16 protein-coding genes are annotated in these 14,883 nt (G+C 68.4%); 5 read left to right on the forward strand and 11 right to left on the reverse strand.

Going from position 1 to position 14,883, the window contains the following annotated elements; all coding sequences use genetic code 11:
• Positions 1-65: 65 nt before the first annotated feature.
• The 8 genes from era to hrcA all read right to left on the reverse strand — a co-directional run bounded on the left by era (position 66) and on the right by hrcA (position 7,159).
• Complete coding sequence (gene era / locus E3T19_RS16905; protein WP_088456110.1) at positions 66-968, reverse strand: GTPase Era; 903 nt, start codon at positions 966-968, stop codon at positions 66-68.
• Positions 952-2,280, reverse strand: a complete 1,329-nt coding sequence (locus tag E3T19_RS16910) for a hemolysin family protein (RefSeq protein WP_134409408.1) — start codon at positions 2,278-2,280, stop codon at positions 952-954. Before E3T19_RS16910 ends, era begins: the two co-directional genes overlap by 17 nt.
• On the reverse strand, positions 2,277-2,744 hold the full coding sequence (gene ybeY / locus E3T19_RS16915) for an rRNA maturation RNase YbeY (protein ID WP_088456108.1): 468 nt from the start codon (positions 2,742-2,744) through the stop codon (positions 2,277-2,279). The genes E3T19_RS16910 and ybeY overlap by 4 nt, the downstream gene beginning before the upstream one ends.
• Positions 2,741-3,754 (reverse strand): PhoH family protein, encoded by a 1,014-nt coding sequence (locus tag E3T19_RS16920; RefSeq protein WP_088457985.1) that lies wholly within the window; start codon positions 3,752-3,754, stop codon positions 2,741-2,743. Before E3T19_RS16920 ends, ybeY begins: the two co-directional genes overlap by 4 nt.
• A 64-nt stretch (positions 3,755-3,818) precedes the next feature.
• Positions 3,819-4,181: an HIT domain-containing protein gene (locus E3T19_RS16925; protein ID WP_088456107.1), complete on the reverse strand. Its 363-nt coding sequence runs from the start codon at positions 4,179-4,181 to the stop codon at positions 3,819-3,821.
• 19 nt (positions 4,182-4,200) lie between these two features.
• The gene (locus tag E3T19_RS16930) at positions 4,201-4,962 is read right to left on the reverse strand and encodes a 16S rRNA (uracil(1498)-N(3))-methyltransferase (protein ID WP_088456106.1); all 762 of its coding nucleotides are present in this window, start codon (positions 4,960-4,962) and stop codon (positions 4,201-4,203) included.
• A gap of 11 nt (positions 4,963-4,973) precedes the next feature.
• On the reverse strand, positions 4,974-6,080 hold the full coding sequence (dnaJ, locus tag E3T19_RS16935) for a molecular chaperone DnaJ (protein WP_088456105.1): 1,107 nt from the start codon (positions 6,078-6,080) through the stop codon (positions 4,974-4,976).
• Positions 6,081-6,139: 59 nt separating this feature from the next.
• Complete coding sequence (gene hrcA, locus E3T19_RS16940; protein WP_088456104.1) at positions 6,140-7,159, reverse strand: heat-inducible transcriptional repressor HrcA; 1,020 nt, start codon at positions 7,157-7,159, stop codon at positions 6,140-6,142.
• Between the two features lie 202 nt (positions 7,160-7,361).
• Between hrcA and E3T19_RS16945 the strand changes: the two genes are divergently transcribed.
• Together E3T19_RS16945 and E3T19_RS16950 are read left to right on the forward strand one after the other, a co-directional pair.
• The gene (locus tag E3T19_RS16945) at positions 7,362-7,763 is read left to right on the forward strand and encodes a DUF4870 domain-containing protein (RefSeq protein ID WP_088456103.1); all 402 of its coding nucleotides are present in this window, start codon (positions 7,362-7,364) and stop codon (positions 7,761-7,763) included.
• 109 nt (positions 7,764-7,872) lie between these two features.
• Positions 7,873-8,247, forward strand: coding sequence for a DUF4870 domain-containing protein (locus E3T19_RS16950; protein WP_088456102.1), 375 nt, complete (start codon positions 7,873-7,875; stop codon positions 8,245-8,247).
• A gap of 19 nt (positions 8,248-8,266) precedes the next feature.
• Here E3T19_RS16950 and hemW read toward each other — a convergent pair whose 3' ends face one another.
• Genes hemW through lepA form a run of 3 tightly spaced genes read right to left on the reverse strand, consistent with a single transcriptional unit; the run spans position 8,267 to position 12,004 of the window.
• Positions 8,267-9,493: a radical SAM family heme chaperone HemW gene (gene hemW / locus E3T19_RS16955; RefSeq protein ID WP_134409409.1), complete on the reverse strand. Its 1,227-nt coding sequence runs from the start codon at positions 9,491-9,493 to the stop codon at positions 8,267-8,269.
• A 4-nt stretch (positions 9,494-9,497) separates the two neighbouring features.
• Positions 9,498-10,145, reverse strand: a complete 648-nt coding sequence (locus E3T19_RS16960) for a DUF1990 family protein (protein ID WP_134409410.1) — start codon at positions 10,143-10,145, stop codon at positions 9,498-9,500.
• A gap of 5 nt (positions 10,146-10,150) precedes the next feature.
• On the reverse strand, positions 10,151-12,004 hold the full coding sequence (gene lepA, locus E3T19_RS16965; RefSeq protein WP_088456099.1) for a translation elongation factor 4: 1,854 nt from the start codon (positions 12,002-12,004) through the stop codon (positions 10,151-10,153).
• A gap of 112 nt (positions 12,005-12,116) precedes the next feature.
• Here lepA and E3T19_RS16970 point away from each other — a divergent pair, with 112 nt between their 5' ends.
• The 3 genes from E3T19_RS16970 to E3T19_RS16980 are packed head-to-tail and all read left to right on the forward strand — an operon-like array spanning position 12,117 to position 14,802.
• Entirely contained in the window at positions 12,117-13,382 is a 1,266-nt protein-coding gene (locus E3T19_RS16970; RefSeq protein WP_240632449.1) for a sensor histidine kinase, read from the forward strand.
• Positions 13,379-14,035 carry a response regulator transcription factor gene (locus E3T19_RS16975; RefSeq protein WP_088456098.1) on the forward strand — a complete coding sequence of 219 codons (657 nt, stop codon included), beginning with the start codon at positions 13,379-13,381 and terminating at the stop codon, positions 14,033-14,035. Before E3T19_RS16970 ends, E3T19_RS16975 begins: the two co-directional genes overlap by 4 nt.
• Positions 14,035-14,802 (forward strand): alpha/beta fold hydrolase, encoded by a 768-nt coding sequence (locus E3T19_RS16980; RefSeq protein ID WP_134409411.1) that lies wholly within the window; start codon positions 14,035-14,037, stop codon positions 14,800-14,802. Before E3T19_RS16975 ends, E3T19_RS16980 begins: the two co-directional genes overlap by 1 nt.
• Positions 14,803-14,883 lie beyond the last annotated feature (81 nt).

A 14,883-nucleotide genomic window follows, 5' to 3' on the forward strand; every position in this document is an offset into this window, starting at 1 on the left:
GAGGTCGGTCGCCCGCGAGGACAGGTTCCAGGGTCTGGTGCGACCGGACCCGACCGGGCGCTCGGTTAGAAGCCCAGCCGACCGAGCTGCTTCGGGTCGCGCTGCCATTCCTTGGCGACCTTGACCCGCAACGAGAGGAATACCCGCTTGCCGACGAGAGGTTCGATCTGCTTGCGGGCGCGCATGCCGACGTCCTTGAGCCGGCTGCCCGACTTGCCGATGATGATGCCCTTCTGGCTGTCCCGCTCCACGAAGAGGTTGGCGTAGATTTCGACGAGTTCCTGGTCGTCACGTTCGATGATGTCGTCGATCGTCACGGCGATCGAGTGCGGCAGTTCGTCGGTGACGCCCTCGAGCGCCGCCTCGCGGATGTACTCGGAGATGCGCGATTCCAGGCTTTCGTCGGTCACGGCATCCGCCGGGTACAGCGGCGCGTCGCTGAGCGGCAGCAGGCGCAGCAGCTCGCTGCTGAGCACATCGAGCTGGATGCGGCTGGTCGCCGAGATCGGCACGATCGCCTCCCAATCGCGCAGCTGCGAGACCGCGAGAAGCTGGTTGGCGACGCTGGTCTTGGAAGACATGTCGATCTTGGTGACGATGGCCACCTTCTTGGCGCGCGGGAAGTTGTCCAGCTGTTCGTTGATGAACTTGTCGCCGGGGCCGATCGGCTCGTTGGCCGGGATGCACAGGCCGACGACGTCGACGCCGCTGAGCGTCGACTGCACGAGACTGTTCAACCGCTCACCGAGAAGCGTGCGGGGCCGGTGGATGCCGGGGGTATCGACCAGGATCAGCTGGCCGTTCTTCTGATGCACGATGCCCCGGATGGCGCGGCGGGTGGTCTGCGGCTTCGACGAGGTGATCGCCACCTTCTCTCCCACCAGGGCGTTCGTCAGGGTGGACTTGCCCACGTTGGGGCGCCCGACGAAGGATACAAATCCCGCCCGGAAATCAGGTTCTTGTGTCATTGCCGTGTGCTCCTTCGGTGTCCGGCATTCCCAGGAATGCGGACTGTGCGTTTCTCAACGCCTTGTCTGGTTCAACCAGCACTGTGCTGATTCGTTTGCGTCGACCCTCGGTTCGCTCCGCGGTGAGGATCAATCCGCTGGTTCTGGCTTCGGAGCCGGCGACCGGCAACCTGCCGAGCGCCTTGGCCAACAGTCCGCCGACGGAGTCGACCTCGTCGTCGTCGAGGTCGAGGTCGAAGAGTTCTCCGAGTTCATCGACGGGCAGGCGGGCGCTGACCCGGAAACGGCCGTGGCCGAGATCCTCGATCTCGACGACGTCCCGGTCGTACTCGTCAGAGATGTCCCCGACGAGTTCCTCGATCAGGTCCTCGAGGGTGACCAGGCCGGCGATGCCGCCGTACTCGTCGACGACCATGGCCAGGTGGTTCGACTCCAGTTGCATTTGGCGCAGTAGCGCGTCGGCCTTCTTGGACTCCGGCACGAACTGGGCGGGTTTGGCGAGTTCGCCCACCCGCAACGTCTCGAGGTTGCGGGGCCGTTCGTAGACCAGCCTGGACACGTCCCGCAGATACAGGATGCCTGTCACGTCGTCGACTTCGCCGTCGACCACGGGGACCCGGGAAAAGCCCTTGCTGAGGAACAGACCCATCGCCGCACCGACGCTGGAGTCGGCGTCGATGGTGACCATGTCGGTGCGCGGGATCATGAGCTCGCGCACGACGGTCTCACTGAACTCGAAGATCGAGTGGATCAGCTCGCGGTCGTCTTCCTCGATCACGTCGAGTTCGGTGGCCTCGTCGACCATGCTCAGCAGCTGGTCCTCTGAGGTGAACGTGGCAAGCCGGCTTCGGCCGGGGGTGACCCGGTTGCCGAGGGCGACGAGGGCGTTGGCGACCGGGCCGAGAAGCACCCTGAGGAAGTGCACGAGGACGGCTGTGAGCATGAGCAGAGTCTGCGGATGAGCCCGGCCGACGCTGCGGGGGCTCGCCCCGACGAGGACGAAGGACACCGCCGTCATCAGCAGGGCCGACAACAGCAGGGCAAGCCAGATCGCGTCGATGGTCGTGGCGAAGACCAGGGTCACCATTACTGCTGCGGTCGTCTCCGCGATGATGCGCACGAAGTTGATGGCGTTCAGGTGCGCGCCGGTGTCGGCGGCGATCGCGCTCAGGGACCGCTTGGATCGCGCCGTCACGGCGAGCTCGGCGATATCGGCCCTGGACTGGGACATGATCGCCGCATCGACGGCGGCCATCAGCCCGCCGAAGGCGACGAGCAGGATGGCGGCGGCCAGGAACCACCCGACGATCATCGGGGCCGGCGTCGTTCCTGCATGGCGAAGCCGATCAGGATGTCGCGCTGGATGCCGAACATTTCCTTCTCTTCGTCGGGCTCGGCGTGGTCGAAACCGAGCAGGTGCAGCACGCCGTGCGCGGTGAGCAGCAGCAGTTCGTCGAGGGTGCTGTGGCCGGCGGTTTCGGCCTGGCCCTGGGCCACCTGCGGGCACAGCACGATGTCGCCGAGCAGACCCGGCGGGGTCTGGGCGTCTTCGGTGCCCGGGCGCAGCTCGTCCATCGGGAAACTCAGGACGTCGGTGGGACCCGGCTCGTCCATCCACTGCACGTGCAGCGCTTCCATGGCGCCCTCGTCCACGAGGACGATGGCCAGTTCGGCGTCGGCATGCACATGCATGGTGTCCAGCGCGAAGGCGGCGAGGCGCTGGATGGTGGCTTCGTCGACCGGGATGGCCGACTCGTTGTTGATTTCGATGCTCAACTGGATCTCCGTTTCGGGGTGCGATCGCGCGGGTTCCCCTGGTGCGGAGCGCGGGAGGCGAAGTCGCGGGCCTGTTCGCTTTCGTAGCGTTGGGCCTGCTTCTGCGCGTCGTATTCGGTGTAGGCGTCGACGATGCGGCCGACGAGACTGTGGCGCACGACGTCGGCGCTGGTCAGGCGCACGAAGGCGATGTCGTCGATGCCGTCGAGGACCTTGGTGACCAGGCGGAGGCCGCTGGCGCCGGCGGGCAGGTCTACCTGGGTGATGTCGCCGGTGACCACCATCTGGGAGCCGAAGCCGAGGCGGGTGAGGAACATCTTCATCTGCTCCGGGGTGGTGTTCTGCGCTTCGTCGAGCACGATGAACGCCGAGTTGAGGGTGCGGCCGCGCATGTAGGCCAGTGGGGCCACCTCGATGGTGCCGGCCGCGAGGAGCTTGGGCACCAGCTCGGGGTCCATCATCTCGAACAGGGCGTCGTAGAGCGGTCGCAGGTACGGGTCGATCTTGTCGGTCAAGGTGCCGGGCAGGAAGCCGAGCCGTTCGCCGGCTTCGACGGCCGGCCGGGTGAGGATGATCCGGTCGACCTCCTTGCGCTGCAGGGCCTGCACGGCCTTGGCCATGGCGAGGTAGGTCTTGCCGGTGCCGGCCGGGCCGATGCCGAAGACGATGGCGTTCTCGTCGATCGCGTTGACGTAGTCGCTCTGCCCGAGGGTCTTGGGCCGCACGGTGAGGCCACGCGAGGTGAGGATGGCCTGCCCGAGCACCGTGGAGGGGCTAGAGGTCGCGTCGGCCCCGAGCATCCTGGCGGAGGTGCTCACCTCGGCCTCGCCGAGGTCGGCGCCGGTGCGGAGCAGCAGCTGGAGCTCCTCGATCAACCGCACCACGGCCTCGACGGAGACCGCCGCGCCGGTGAGGGTGACCTCGTTGCCGCGCACGTGCACGACGACGTCGGGGTATTCCTTCTCGATGGTGCTGAGGAACCGGTCCTGCGGGCCGAGCAGGCGCACCATGGCGACGCCGTCCACCAGGAGCTTGCGCACCACGTCGAGCGCACCGCCGTCGGGAGTTTCGGCGTCAGAGGGCAGCAAGCGTGCCCTCCTCAAGAGCGCCACCGAGGACGTGCGCGTGCACGTGGAAGACGGTTTGACCGGCCGAGGCTCCGGTGTTGAAGACCAGGCGGTACTCGCCGGCGCAGTGTTCGTCGGCCACCCGGCCGGCCACGGCGATCAGCTCGGCCAACAGCGCCGGGTCCCCCGCGGCGAGTTCACCGACGTTGCGGTACTGCTGCGACTTCGTGGTCACCACGACGTGCACGGGCGCCTGCGGGGCGATGTCGTTGAACGCGATGATGTCATCGGTTTCCGCGACGATGGTCGCGGGAATTTCGCGCGCGGTAATGCGGCTGAAGATCGTGGGTTCTGCACCGGAGGAAGCCATGGTTCTATCTTAAGCGCTCCTACCAGCGCCCGAGGGTTGCGTTCAGGATGGCGACCGCGGCGGGGCCGGCCGTCGAGGTGCGCAGCACGGTATCGCCCAGGCGCACCCGGCTGGCGCCGGCCTGCTCGAGGATGTCCAGTTCACTCGGGGCGATGCCGCCCTCCGGCCCGACGACGAGCACGATATCCCGGTCGTCGGTGGGCACGGCGATCGCGGTCAATCTGAGCTCGGCGGTCGGCTCGAGCAACAGCATCCGGCTGGTCCCAGCGAGCTGGGCCAGCTGCTTGGTACTGGTCAGCGGCAGCACGTCGGGCAGCCACGGCCGGATGGACTGCTTGCTGGCCTCCCGCACGATGGCGGACCAGCGCGCCTGCCCCTTGGCGATCTTGACGCCCTCCCAGCGGGCCACCGACCGGGCGGCGGCCCACGGGATGACCCCGTCGACGCCGAGTTCGGTGGCGGCCTGCACGGCGAGTTCGTCGCGGTCACCCTTGGCCAGGGCCTGTACGAGCAGGATGCGCGGCACGGCCGGCGGCGTCCGAGTCACGGTGTCCACCCGCGCCGTGAGCTCGGCCGGCGCGGCCGACAGGACCGTGACGCCGAGCACCAGGCCGGCGCCGTTACCGAGCAGCAGGGTCTCGCCGGGGCGCACCCGGCTGACGGTGACGGCGTGCTTGGCCTCAGCCCCGGTAATGCTCACCGTGGCCCCGACCGCGGGGTCCGCGGTTGGCGAGCCGTCGGCGGAGGCGCCGAGGGTCTCTGACAGGAAGAAGTGCGCCATCGAACGTGGTCCTAGCCGAGGAACCTGTCGCGGAGCTTCGCGAACAGGCCCTGCTGGAACTGGCTGAGGGCGGGCGCCGGAACCTTGTGCCTGGCGGCGAAGGCCTCGATCAGTTCCCGCTCCTTGTGGTCGAGCTTGGTGGGGGTGAGCACCTGCACGCCGACCCGCAGGTCACCGCGGCCGTTGCCGCGGAGCCTCGTGACGCCGCGGTCCTTGACCGTGAGGATCTCGCCGGCCTGTACGCCGGGGCGCAGTTCCACTTCGATGTCACCGTCGAGGGCCTTCACCGTGGCCGTCGCTCCGAGGATCGCGTCGGTCATCGGCACCTCGAGGGTGCAGAGCAGGTCGTCACCGTCGCGGCTGAAGACGTCGTGGTGGCGCACCTTCATCTCCAGGTACAGGTCACCGTTCGGGCCACCGGCCGGCCCGGCCTCGCCGCTGCCGGGCATCTGCAGGCGCAGGCCCGTGTCCACGCCGGCGGGGATGTCGACCGGCACGGTGCGGCGGGCACGCACGCGGCCCTGGCCCTGGCAGGTGACGCACGGGGTGGCGATGATGGTTCCGTAGCCGCGGCAGGAGCCGCAGGGGCTGGAGGTCATCACATTGCCGAGCAGCGAACGCACGGCGCGCTGGATGCTGCCGGTGCCGTGGCAGATGTCGCAGGTGACCGGGGAGGTACCCGGCTGGCAGCAGGTGCCCGAACAGGTGGCACAGACGATCGCCGTGTCCACCTCGATGTCGCGGTGGGTGCCGAAGATGACCTCGTCCAGGTCGAGTTCGACGCGGATGAGGGCATCCTGGCCGCGTTCACGCCGGGAACGGGGACCACGGCTGCCGCCGCCGCCACCGCCGAAGAAGGTCTCGAAGATGTCGCCGAAGTTGCCGGCGTCGAAGCCGCCGCCCTGGCCGTTGCCGGAGCCGCCGCGGTCGTAGTTCTGGCGCTGCTTGGGGTCGCTGAGGACGTCGTACGCGTGCGTGACGGTCTTGAACCGTTCTGACGCCTCGGCGCCGGGGTTCACGTCGGGGTGCAGCTGGCGGGCGAGCTTGCGGTACGCCTTCTTGATTTCGTCGGTGCTGGCGTCGCGGGCGACGCCGAGTGCTTCGTAGTGGTCAGCCAAAGCTGGCTCTCCTTGGGGTTCTGGGGTGGGGAAGTCGGGTCGAGATAGGTGTGGGGCGGCTAGTTCTCGCCGAGCAGTCGGGAGAGGTACCGGGCGACGGCGCGCACGGCCGCCATGTTGTTGGAGTAGTCCATCCGGGTCGGGCCGAGCACACCCAGGCGGGCGGCGTCGCCGCGGGAGGTATAGCCGCTGGTGAGCACGGAGGTCTCGCCGAGCCCGAACGGTGCGTTCTCCCGGCCGATGCTCACCGACACGCCGTGCTGGTCTGTGGCCATTTCGCCGAACAGGCGCAACAGCACCACCTGCTCCTCGATGGCCTCGAGAACCGGATAGATGCTCCCGGTGAAGTCTTCCTCGGTGCGCACGAGGTTCGCGGCTCCGGCCATGACCAGGCGGTCCTGCCGGTTCGCTCCGACCTGATCGCGCAGGGTGCCGGTGATGAGATCGACGAGCTCGGTCTGCTCCGGCGATCCCAGACCGGTCGGGCCGCTCAGGGCCGTGGCGGCGGCCGCCATGCCGAGGCCGCCGACGACGGCGTTCAGCCTGGAGCGCAGCTCAGCCAGGGCGGCTTCCTCGATCGGGCGCGGCAGTTCAACGACCCGTTGCTCCACCCTGCCGGAGTCGGTGATCAGCACCGAGAGCACCCGGGTGTCGCTGAGCGGCACGAGCTCGATGTGGCGCACCGTGGCCCGCGACAACGAGGGGTATTGCACCAGGGCCACCTGGTGGGTGAGCTGGGAGAGCAGGCGGACACTGCGGGCGAGCACTTCGTCGAGATCGGCGGACTGGCCGAGGAAGACCTCGATGGCCTGCCGTTGGACGCCCGTGAGTGGACGCAGGTCGGCCAGGTGATCCACGAACAGTCGGTAGCCCTTGTCGGTGGGGATGCGCCCCGACGACGTGTGCGGCGCGACGATGAGTTCTTCCTCTTCGAGCAGGGCCATGTCATTGCGGATCGTGGCGGCCGAGACGCCGAAAGCGTGCCGGTCGACGATCGACTTGGACCCGACCGGTTCGCGGGAGGCCACGTAGTCCTGCACGATGACCCGAAGGACTTCGAGGCTGCGGTCTGATACCACTGGACGCTCGCCTCCCTCTCCCGTTTGTGCCGCCGACGGCTGGCACTCTCTTCGTATGACTGCCAATCATAACGCGGGCGTCTGGGATACCCGTTGCTCACGGACGAATTCGCGCAGTACCGTGGTGGCACACGTATCTCCGTGGCGGTATCCACCGCTGTTCTCCATCGCTGAATCCACTTGCACGTCGAAGGGCATCGTCATGAGCTATCCCAATGGGCCTGGACAACCGACAGGGTCGGGCACCGCTGCTGCGCTGACTCCGGAGCAGGACAAGCTGTGGGCGTCCCTGGCGCACCTGGGCGGCATCCTCTCGTTCCTGCCGGCCCTGATCATCTGGCTGGTCTTCAAGGAGCGCGGGCGATTCACCGCCGGCGAGGCCAAGGAGGCGCTCAACTTCCAGATCACGCTGTTGATCGGCTATCTCGCCATCAGCGTGCTCAGCACCGTCCTGGCACTTCTCACCTTCGGCCTGCTGGCCGGGCTCGGCTCGCTCACCTGGGTGCTCTGGCTGATCGGCGCGATCTTCTCGGTACTCGGTTTTGTCAGCGCCCGAGACGGCCGCCCGTATCGCTACCCGTTCGCGCTGCGCCTGATCAACTAGCGCCCGATCAGCTAGTTTTCTCACTGCGGGCGCCCGAGACCGGCGCTATTCTGGTGACAGCTCGACCAGCACCATCCTCGCTCCCCCGAGCGCCCACGAAGGAGATTTAATGTCTGAGGCAACGCCTCCCCCCGCCAACCCGTACCAGGCACCCAGCCAGCTGAGCCCGGCCGACGAGAAGCTGTGGGCGACCCTGATCCACATCGGCGGAATCCTCTTCGGCTTCCTGCCCGCCCTGATCGGTTACATCGTGCTCAAGGACCGCGGTCCGTTCATCCGCGCACACGCCGCGACGGCCCTGAACTTCCAGATCACCCTGGCCATCGCCTACCTGGTCGGATCGATTCTCACCGTCATCCTCGTCGGCTTCCTGATCCTGGCCGCCGCCTGGATCCTCAGCATCGTCTTCAGCATCATGGCCGCGATCGCCGCGAACAAGGGCGAGTGGTACACCTACCCGCTGACGATCAAGTTCGTCAGCTGATCGTAAGAACCGGGCCTCACTAGTCGGAAAGCAGTCGGCGCACCACGGCGTCGGCGAGCAGCCGACCGGTGAGGGTCAGTTCGATGTTGCCGCCGATGGCCGCGCGAGCGTCGATGAGCTCGTCGGCGATCAGACCGGCGACCTCTCGGCGGCCGAGCGTCGACAACGTCGCCACCGGGATTCCCTCACGGATGCGCGTGAGCAGCAGCACCCGTTCGGTTTCGCGGGTGGCCTCGTCCAGGGTTTCCCGTCCGGCGGCCGGTGAGTGGCCGGCCAGAATGCGGTCGGCGTACGCCGCCGGATGCTTGACGTTCCACCAACGCACCCCACCCACGTGGCTGTGCGCGCCGGGGCCGATGCCCCACCAGTCGGCGCTGCGCCAGTAGGACAGGTTGTGCCGGGACCGGTGTTCGGTTCCCCGGGACCAGTTGCTGACCTCGTACCATCCGTAACCGGCCTCGGCCAGACGCGCATCCGCGAGTTCGTAGAAGTCGGCCTGCAGGTCTTCGTCGGGCTGGACGAGCTCGCCCCGGCGGATCTGCCTGGCCAGCTTGGTACCGTCCTCGACGATGAGCGAATAGGCGCTGATGTGGTCGGGCTGCTGGCCGATGGCCGCGTCCAGGCTTGCCCGCCAATCCTCGATGGTCTCCCCCGGTGTGCCGTAGATCAGGTCGAGGCTCACGTCCAGGCCCGCCTCGCGCGCCCAGGCCACCACGAGCGGGACCCGTTCGGGATCATGCGTTCTCTCGAGGGTGGCCAGGACCCGCGGTACCGCGGACTGCATGCCGAAGGACACCCGGGTGAAACCGGCCTGCTTGAGCTGGCGGAGATAGGCCAGGTCGACGGAGTCCGGGTTGGCCTCGGTGGTGATCTCGGCGCCCGGCACGATGCCGAAGGTGTCGCGCACGGCATGCAGCATCCGCACCAGATGGTCTGCGGGCAGCAGCGTGGGGGTGCCGCCGCCGAAGAAGACCGTCGCGGCGGGCCGGGCCGGCACACCGGATTCGGCCAGGATGCGGGCGGCGGACTCCACCTCGAGGACCGCCTGGCTGGCGTAGTCGCTCTGCTTCACCCCGCGCAGTTCCGTGGCGGTGTAGGTGTTGAAGTCGCAGTAGCCACAGCGCACCTTGCAGAACGGTACGTGCAGGTAGACCCCGAAGTCGCGGGTCGAGGCGCCGAGCGCGGCCGAAGCCGGGATGAGGCCATCCAGTGGTGCGGGGTCGCCGACCGGGTGCGGTCCAGCCATCCGGTCAGCCTCGTCCGACGGGGTGCAGGGCGCGCAGGTACTTGCGGGTGTAGCGCTCCTGCTGGACGCGCAGGATGGGCCAGGCCAGCGTGTAGTACCAGGTGCTGGGACGCGAGAAGGAGCGGATGGTGAGCCAGACGGAGTCGTCAGCGCGACGGTCGACGATGAAGCATTCCTCGCCGGTCTGCGGGTGGCCGCGCATGGTTCCGTAGGCGAAGCCGATCTTGTCGGCCTCGTCGATAACGTAGACGACGCGCACCGGTGCGGCGACGGTGAACGGGCCGGTGGGGATGGCCAGCTTGGCGGTCATCCCGTTGCTGATGAACGCGGTGCCGTCCTCGGCGAAGGTGGCCTCGTTCACCGGGTGTTCCTGGTTGGGCGCCGGGGTGCCGTTCTCGGTGAAGACGATGCCGGTGTACTGCACGCCGGTGCCGGCGTCGAGGTCGGTGACGTCGATGCCGCTGCCGCGCTGGATGCCCCAGGTCATCAACGCCGTCGTGGCCACCCGGAACCGTTCCTCGCCGCTGCCCAGGCGCACCGTACGCTCCAGCGGGCGGTGGCCCTTGGGCGGGTAGCGCATCAGGTCGGGGGCCAGGGTGCCGCCGATGGCGGCGTAGGTCACGGCGGCGTCGGTGAAGGTCGAGCGGCGCATGATCGTTACTTCTTTTCCTTCTTGGCCGGCTCGTCGCCGGAGAGCGCGGCGATGAAAGCCTCCTGCGGAACCTCGACCCTGCCGACCATCTTCATGCGCTTCTTGCCTTCCTTCTGCTTCTCCAGCAGCTTGCGCTTGCGGGAGATGTCGCCGCCGTAACACTTGGCGAGGACGTCCTTGCGGATGGCGCTGATCGATTCGCGGGCGATGATGCGGGCTCCGATGGCGGCCTGGATGGGCACGTCGAACTGCTGGCGCGGGATGAGCTTCCGGAGCCGTCCGGTCATCAGCACGCCGTAGTCGTAGGCCTTGTCGCGGTGAACGATGGCGCTGAAGGCGTCGACCTGTTCGCCCTGCAGCAGGATGTCGACCTTGACCAGATCGGCCTCCTGCGAGCCGATGGGCTCGTAGTCGAGGGACGCGTAGCCGGCGGTCTTGCTCTTGAGCTGGTCGAAGAAGTCGAACACGATCTCGCCCAACGGCATCGTGTACCGGATCTCGACCCGGTCCTCACCGAGGTACTCCATGCCGAGCAGGGTGCCGCGGCGACCCTGGCAGAGTTCCATGATCACGCCGACGTAGTCCTTGGGCGCGAGGATCGCTGCCTTGACGATGGGTTCCTCGACGACAGCGATCTTGCCGTTGGGGAACTCGCTCGGGTTGGTGACCGTGACGGTCTTCTTGTCGTCGGTGGTGACCTCGTAGATCACGCTGGGCGCGGTGGTGATCAGGTCGAGGTTGAACTCCCGGTCGATGCGCTCGGTGATGATCTCCAGGTGCAGCAGGCCGAGGAAGCCACACCGGAAGCCGAAGCCGAGGGCGACGGAGGTTTCGGGCTCGTAGACCAGCGACGCATCCGAGAGCTTGAGCTTGTCGAGCGCTTCGCGCAGCGCCGGGTAGTCGCTGCCGTCGATCGGGTACAGGCCGGAGAACACCATCGGCTTGGGTTCGGTGTAGCCGGGTAGCGCCTCGGTGGCGGGCTTCATCGCGGTGGTGACGGTGTCGCCGACCTTGGACTGGCGCACGTCCTTCACGCCGGTGATCAGGTAGCCGACCTCTCCGACGCCCAGGCCCTTGCTGGGGGTGGGTTCCGGGCTGGTGACGCCGATCTCGAGGATGTCGTGGGTGGCGCGGGTCGACATCATCTGGATCTTCTCGCGCGGGCTGAGGTGCCCGTCGATCATGCGCACGTAGGTGACGACGCCGCGATAGCTGTCGTAGACGGAGTCGAAGATCATGGCGCGGGCCGGCGCGTTCGCGTCGCCGACGGGGGCGGGGATCAGCGAGGTGGCCCGGTCGAGCAGTTCGGACACGCCGACGCCGGTCTTGCCGGAGACTCGAAGCACGTCGTCGGGGCTGCCGCCGATGAGGCTGGCGAGCTCCTTGGCGTACTTGTCGGGGTCGGCGGCCGGCAGGTCGATCTTGTTGAGCACCGGGATGATGGTGAGGTCGTTCTCGAGCGCCAGGTAGAGGTTGGCCAGGGTCTGGGCTTCGATGCCCTGGGCGGCGTCGACGAGCAGGATGGCGCCCTCGCAGGCCGCCAGGCTGCGGGAGACCTCGTAGGTGAAGTCGACGTGGCCGGGGGTGTCGATCATGTTCAGCGCGTAGGTCTGACCGTCCATCTCCCACGGCATCCGCACCGCCTGGCTCTTGATGGTGATGCCGCGTTCGCGTTCGATGTCCATCCGGTCCAGGTACTGGGCACGCATGGAACGGTCGTCGACGACGCCGGTGATCTGAAGCATCCGGTCGGCCAGCGTGGACTTGCCGTGGTCGATGTGCGCGATGATGCAGAAGTTACGGATGAACGCGGGGGCGGTGGCGGCCGGTTCCAGCGCCTTGAGAGCTCTCGGTGACATGATGGCCCAATTCTCCCATGCCCCGCAGCATCGGTGTGACCTGCCCGGGTGGCAGTCGGTCATCCATTCGACGGATGACGGAACCAGCGGTCCTGATTAGGCTGGGCGCACCATGTCCAGCCTCGCACTCCGCACCTCCCCGCTCCGCCGGGATCCCATGCCGCCCGCCAGCATCGGCGAGGGTCTTCCGCACTCAGCGCTCACCCCGGTGTTCTCCGGCCTGCGGATCGGCCTGCACGTTCTGATCATCGGGCTGACCGGGCTGGTCATCGTGCGGACCCTGTTGGGGGCGGTGCCGAACCCCGTCGCCGTGGTGAGCCTGTCGCTGCTCTTCCTGGCCAGCTATGTCGGCGGCAGCGAGCTGGCCCGCCGGCGGCCGTGGCGATGGGTCGTGCCGGTCTGGATGGCCGTGCTGCTGGTGGAGTGGCTCGCACTGACCCTGCTGGCACCGGATGCCGCCTTCATCGTTTTCCCGCTGTTCTTCCTGCAGCTGCACGTGCTGCCCCTCAGGGCCGGCATCCCCCTGGTCCTGCTCAGCGTGCTGTTGACGATCTGGGCGATGAGCTTCCACGTGGGCCTGAGCCTGGGCGCCACCCTCGGCCCGCTGGTGGGCGCGGGCGTGGCGGTGGCGGTGGGCCTGGGCTACCGGGCACTGCTGCGCGAGGCCGCCGAACGGCAGAACCTGATCGAAGATCTGCTCACCACGCGCACCGAGCTGGCGGCCACCGCACGTGACGCGGGCACCCTCGCCGAGAGGGAACGCCTGGCCAGGGAGATCCACGACACCGTGGCGCAGGGGCTGTCGAGCATCCAGATGCTGTTGCACGCCGTCGAGGGCCGGGTGTCCGATCCGGCGGCCCTGGAGCACCTGCGCCTGGCCAGGGATACCGCGGCAGCCAATCTGCAGGAGACCCGCCGGTTCATCCGGGAGCTCACCCCGCCGGCCCTGGACAGCCAGACCCTGCCGGGCGCACTCGCCAGGCTCGCCTCGTCGGCAGAGCGCACCGCACCGGTCGGCGACCATGCCACCAGGGTCAGCCTGCATGTGACGGGTGACCCGATCGCGCTGCCGATGTCGCTGGAGACGACCCTGCTGCGGATCGCGCAGGGCTCGCTCGCCAACGTCGCCCAACACGCCGGCGCCAACCGCGCGGAGGTCACCCTGAGCTACATGACCGATGAGGTGGCCCTCGACGTCGTCGACGACGGGCGCGGTTTCACCCTCACGGACGCCACGGCTCAGAGTCCGGACTCGTTCGGCCTGGTCGCCATCCGGCAACGTGTCGAAGCGCTCGGCGGCTCCTTCGTCCTGGAGTCCGCACCGGGCCTGGGCACCGCGGTCGCGGTGCGATTCCCGATTCGTCAGGCGCTGGCATGATCCGGGTGCTGCTCGCGGACGACCACCCCGTGGTGCGGGCGGGACTGCGCGCCATGCTCGGCGCCGAGCCAGACCTTGAGGTCGAGCTGGAGGCCGGCACGGCGGAGGAAGCCGTGGCCCTGGCCGCCTCCGGCCGGGTCGACGTGGTGCTGATGGACCTGCAGTTCGGTGGTGCGCTGCCCAATACCGACCCACCGGGCACCCCCATGCAGGGCGCGGAGGCCACCCGGTTGGTCCGGTCCCGACCCGGCGCCCCGCACGTGCTGATCCTCACCAATTACGACACGGATGCCGACATCCTCGGTGCCATCGAGGCCGGCGCCAGCGGGTACCTGCTCAAGGACGCGCCGCCCGCCGAACTCGTCGCCGCCGTGCGGGCCGCGGCGGCGGGACAGAGCGCACTCGCTCCGGCCATCGTGACCCGGCTGGCCGATCGGTCGCTCGTTCCGGAGGGCCGGCTCTCCCCCCGCGAGGTCGAGGTGCTTGCCCTCGTGGCGGCCGGCCGCTCCAACCGGCAGATCGGTCAGGACCTGTTCCTCAGCGAGGCGACGGTGAAGTCGCACCTTGTGCACATCTTCGGCAAGCTCGGCGTCGGGTCGCGGACCTCCGCCGTCGCCAGCGCCCGCGCGTCGGGCACCCTGCGGGGCGCCTGATGCCCACCGCCGGTTACCGGGTCCCCGTCGTGCTCGTGCACGGGATCCGCACCTCGGCCAGCATGTGGCGGCACCAGCTGGAGTGGCTGGCGGCGGCGGGACATCCGGTTGTCGCCGTGGACCTGCCCGGCCACGGCTCGCGCCTGGGCGAGCCGTTCACCCTCGACGGTGCGCTCGGTGCCATCGATGGGGCGGTGGACGCCGTCGAGGGGCCGGTGCTGCTCGTCGGACTGTCGCTCGGCGGCTACTACGCCATCGCCTACGCGGCCAGGAACCCGGACCGGGTGCTCGGCCTGGTGGCCGCCGGGTCGTCGTTCGAACCGGGCGGGCCGGGACTGGCCGCCTATCGCTGGCTCGCCCGGATCATCCACAGGTTCCCGGACCGCGGTCTCTGGCTGCACACCTTCCTGGTCCGGCGGATGCTCCCGCCGGCCGGGGTGCGGGATGTGCTCGCCGGCGGCGTAGGCCTGGACGTCATGGACGCGGGCCTCGCGGCGACGGGGCGGTTGTCGCCGCTAGCCGATCTCAGGGCGTTTCCCGGACCGGTCTGGCTGGTCAACGGCGCGTACGATCACTTCCGCCTGCACCAACGACGGTTCCTCGCGGCGGCGCAGCGAGGCACCCTCGTGACGGTTCCCGGGGCCGGCCACCTGGTCAGCCTGCATCGGCCGCACCGGTTTGATACTGTGCTCAGGTGCATCATCACTGAGATCGAGGCCGATCTCGATCAGAGCTCCCCCGATTCGGTCAGCCAGCCGGGCAGATAACTGGTATCGTTGCCTGTTGGCTTGCGTGTTGGGTCCCACCCCACACGATTTTCGCCGCACGGTGCCCTCTATCGCCGGGCG

This window comes from Cryobacterium sp. TMT4-31 (assembly GCF_004403385.1).
GTDB lineage: Bacteria > Actinomycetota > Actinomycetes > Actinomycetales > Microbacteriaceae > Cryobacterium > Cryobacterium zongtaii.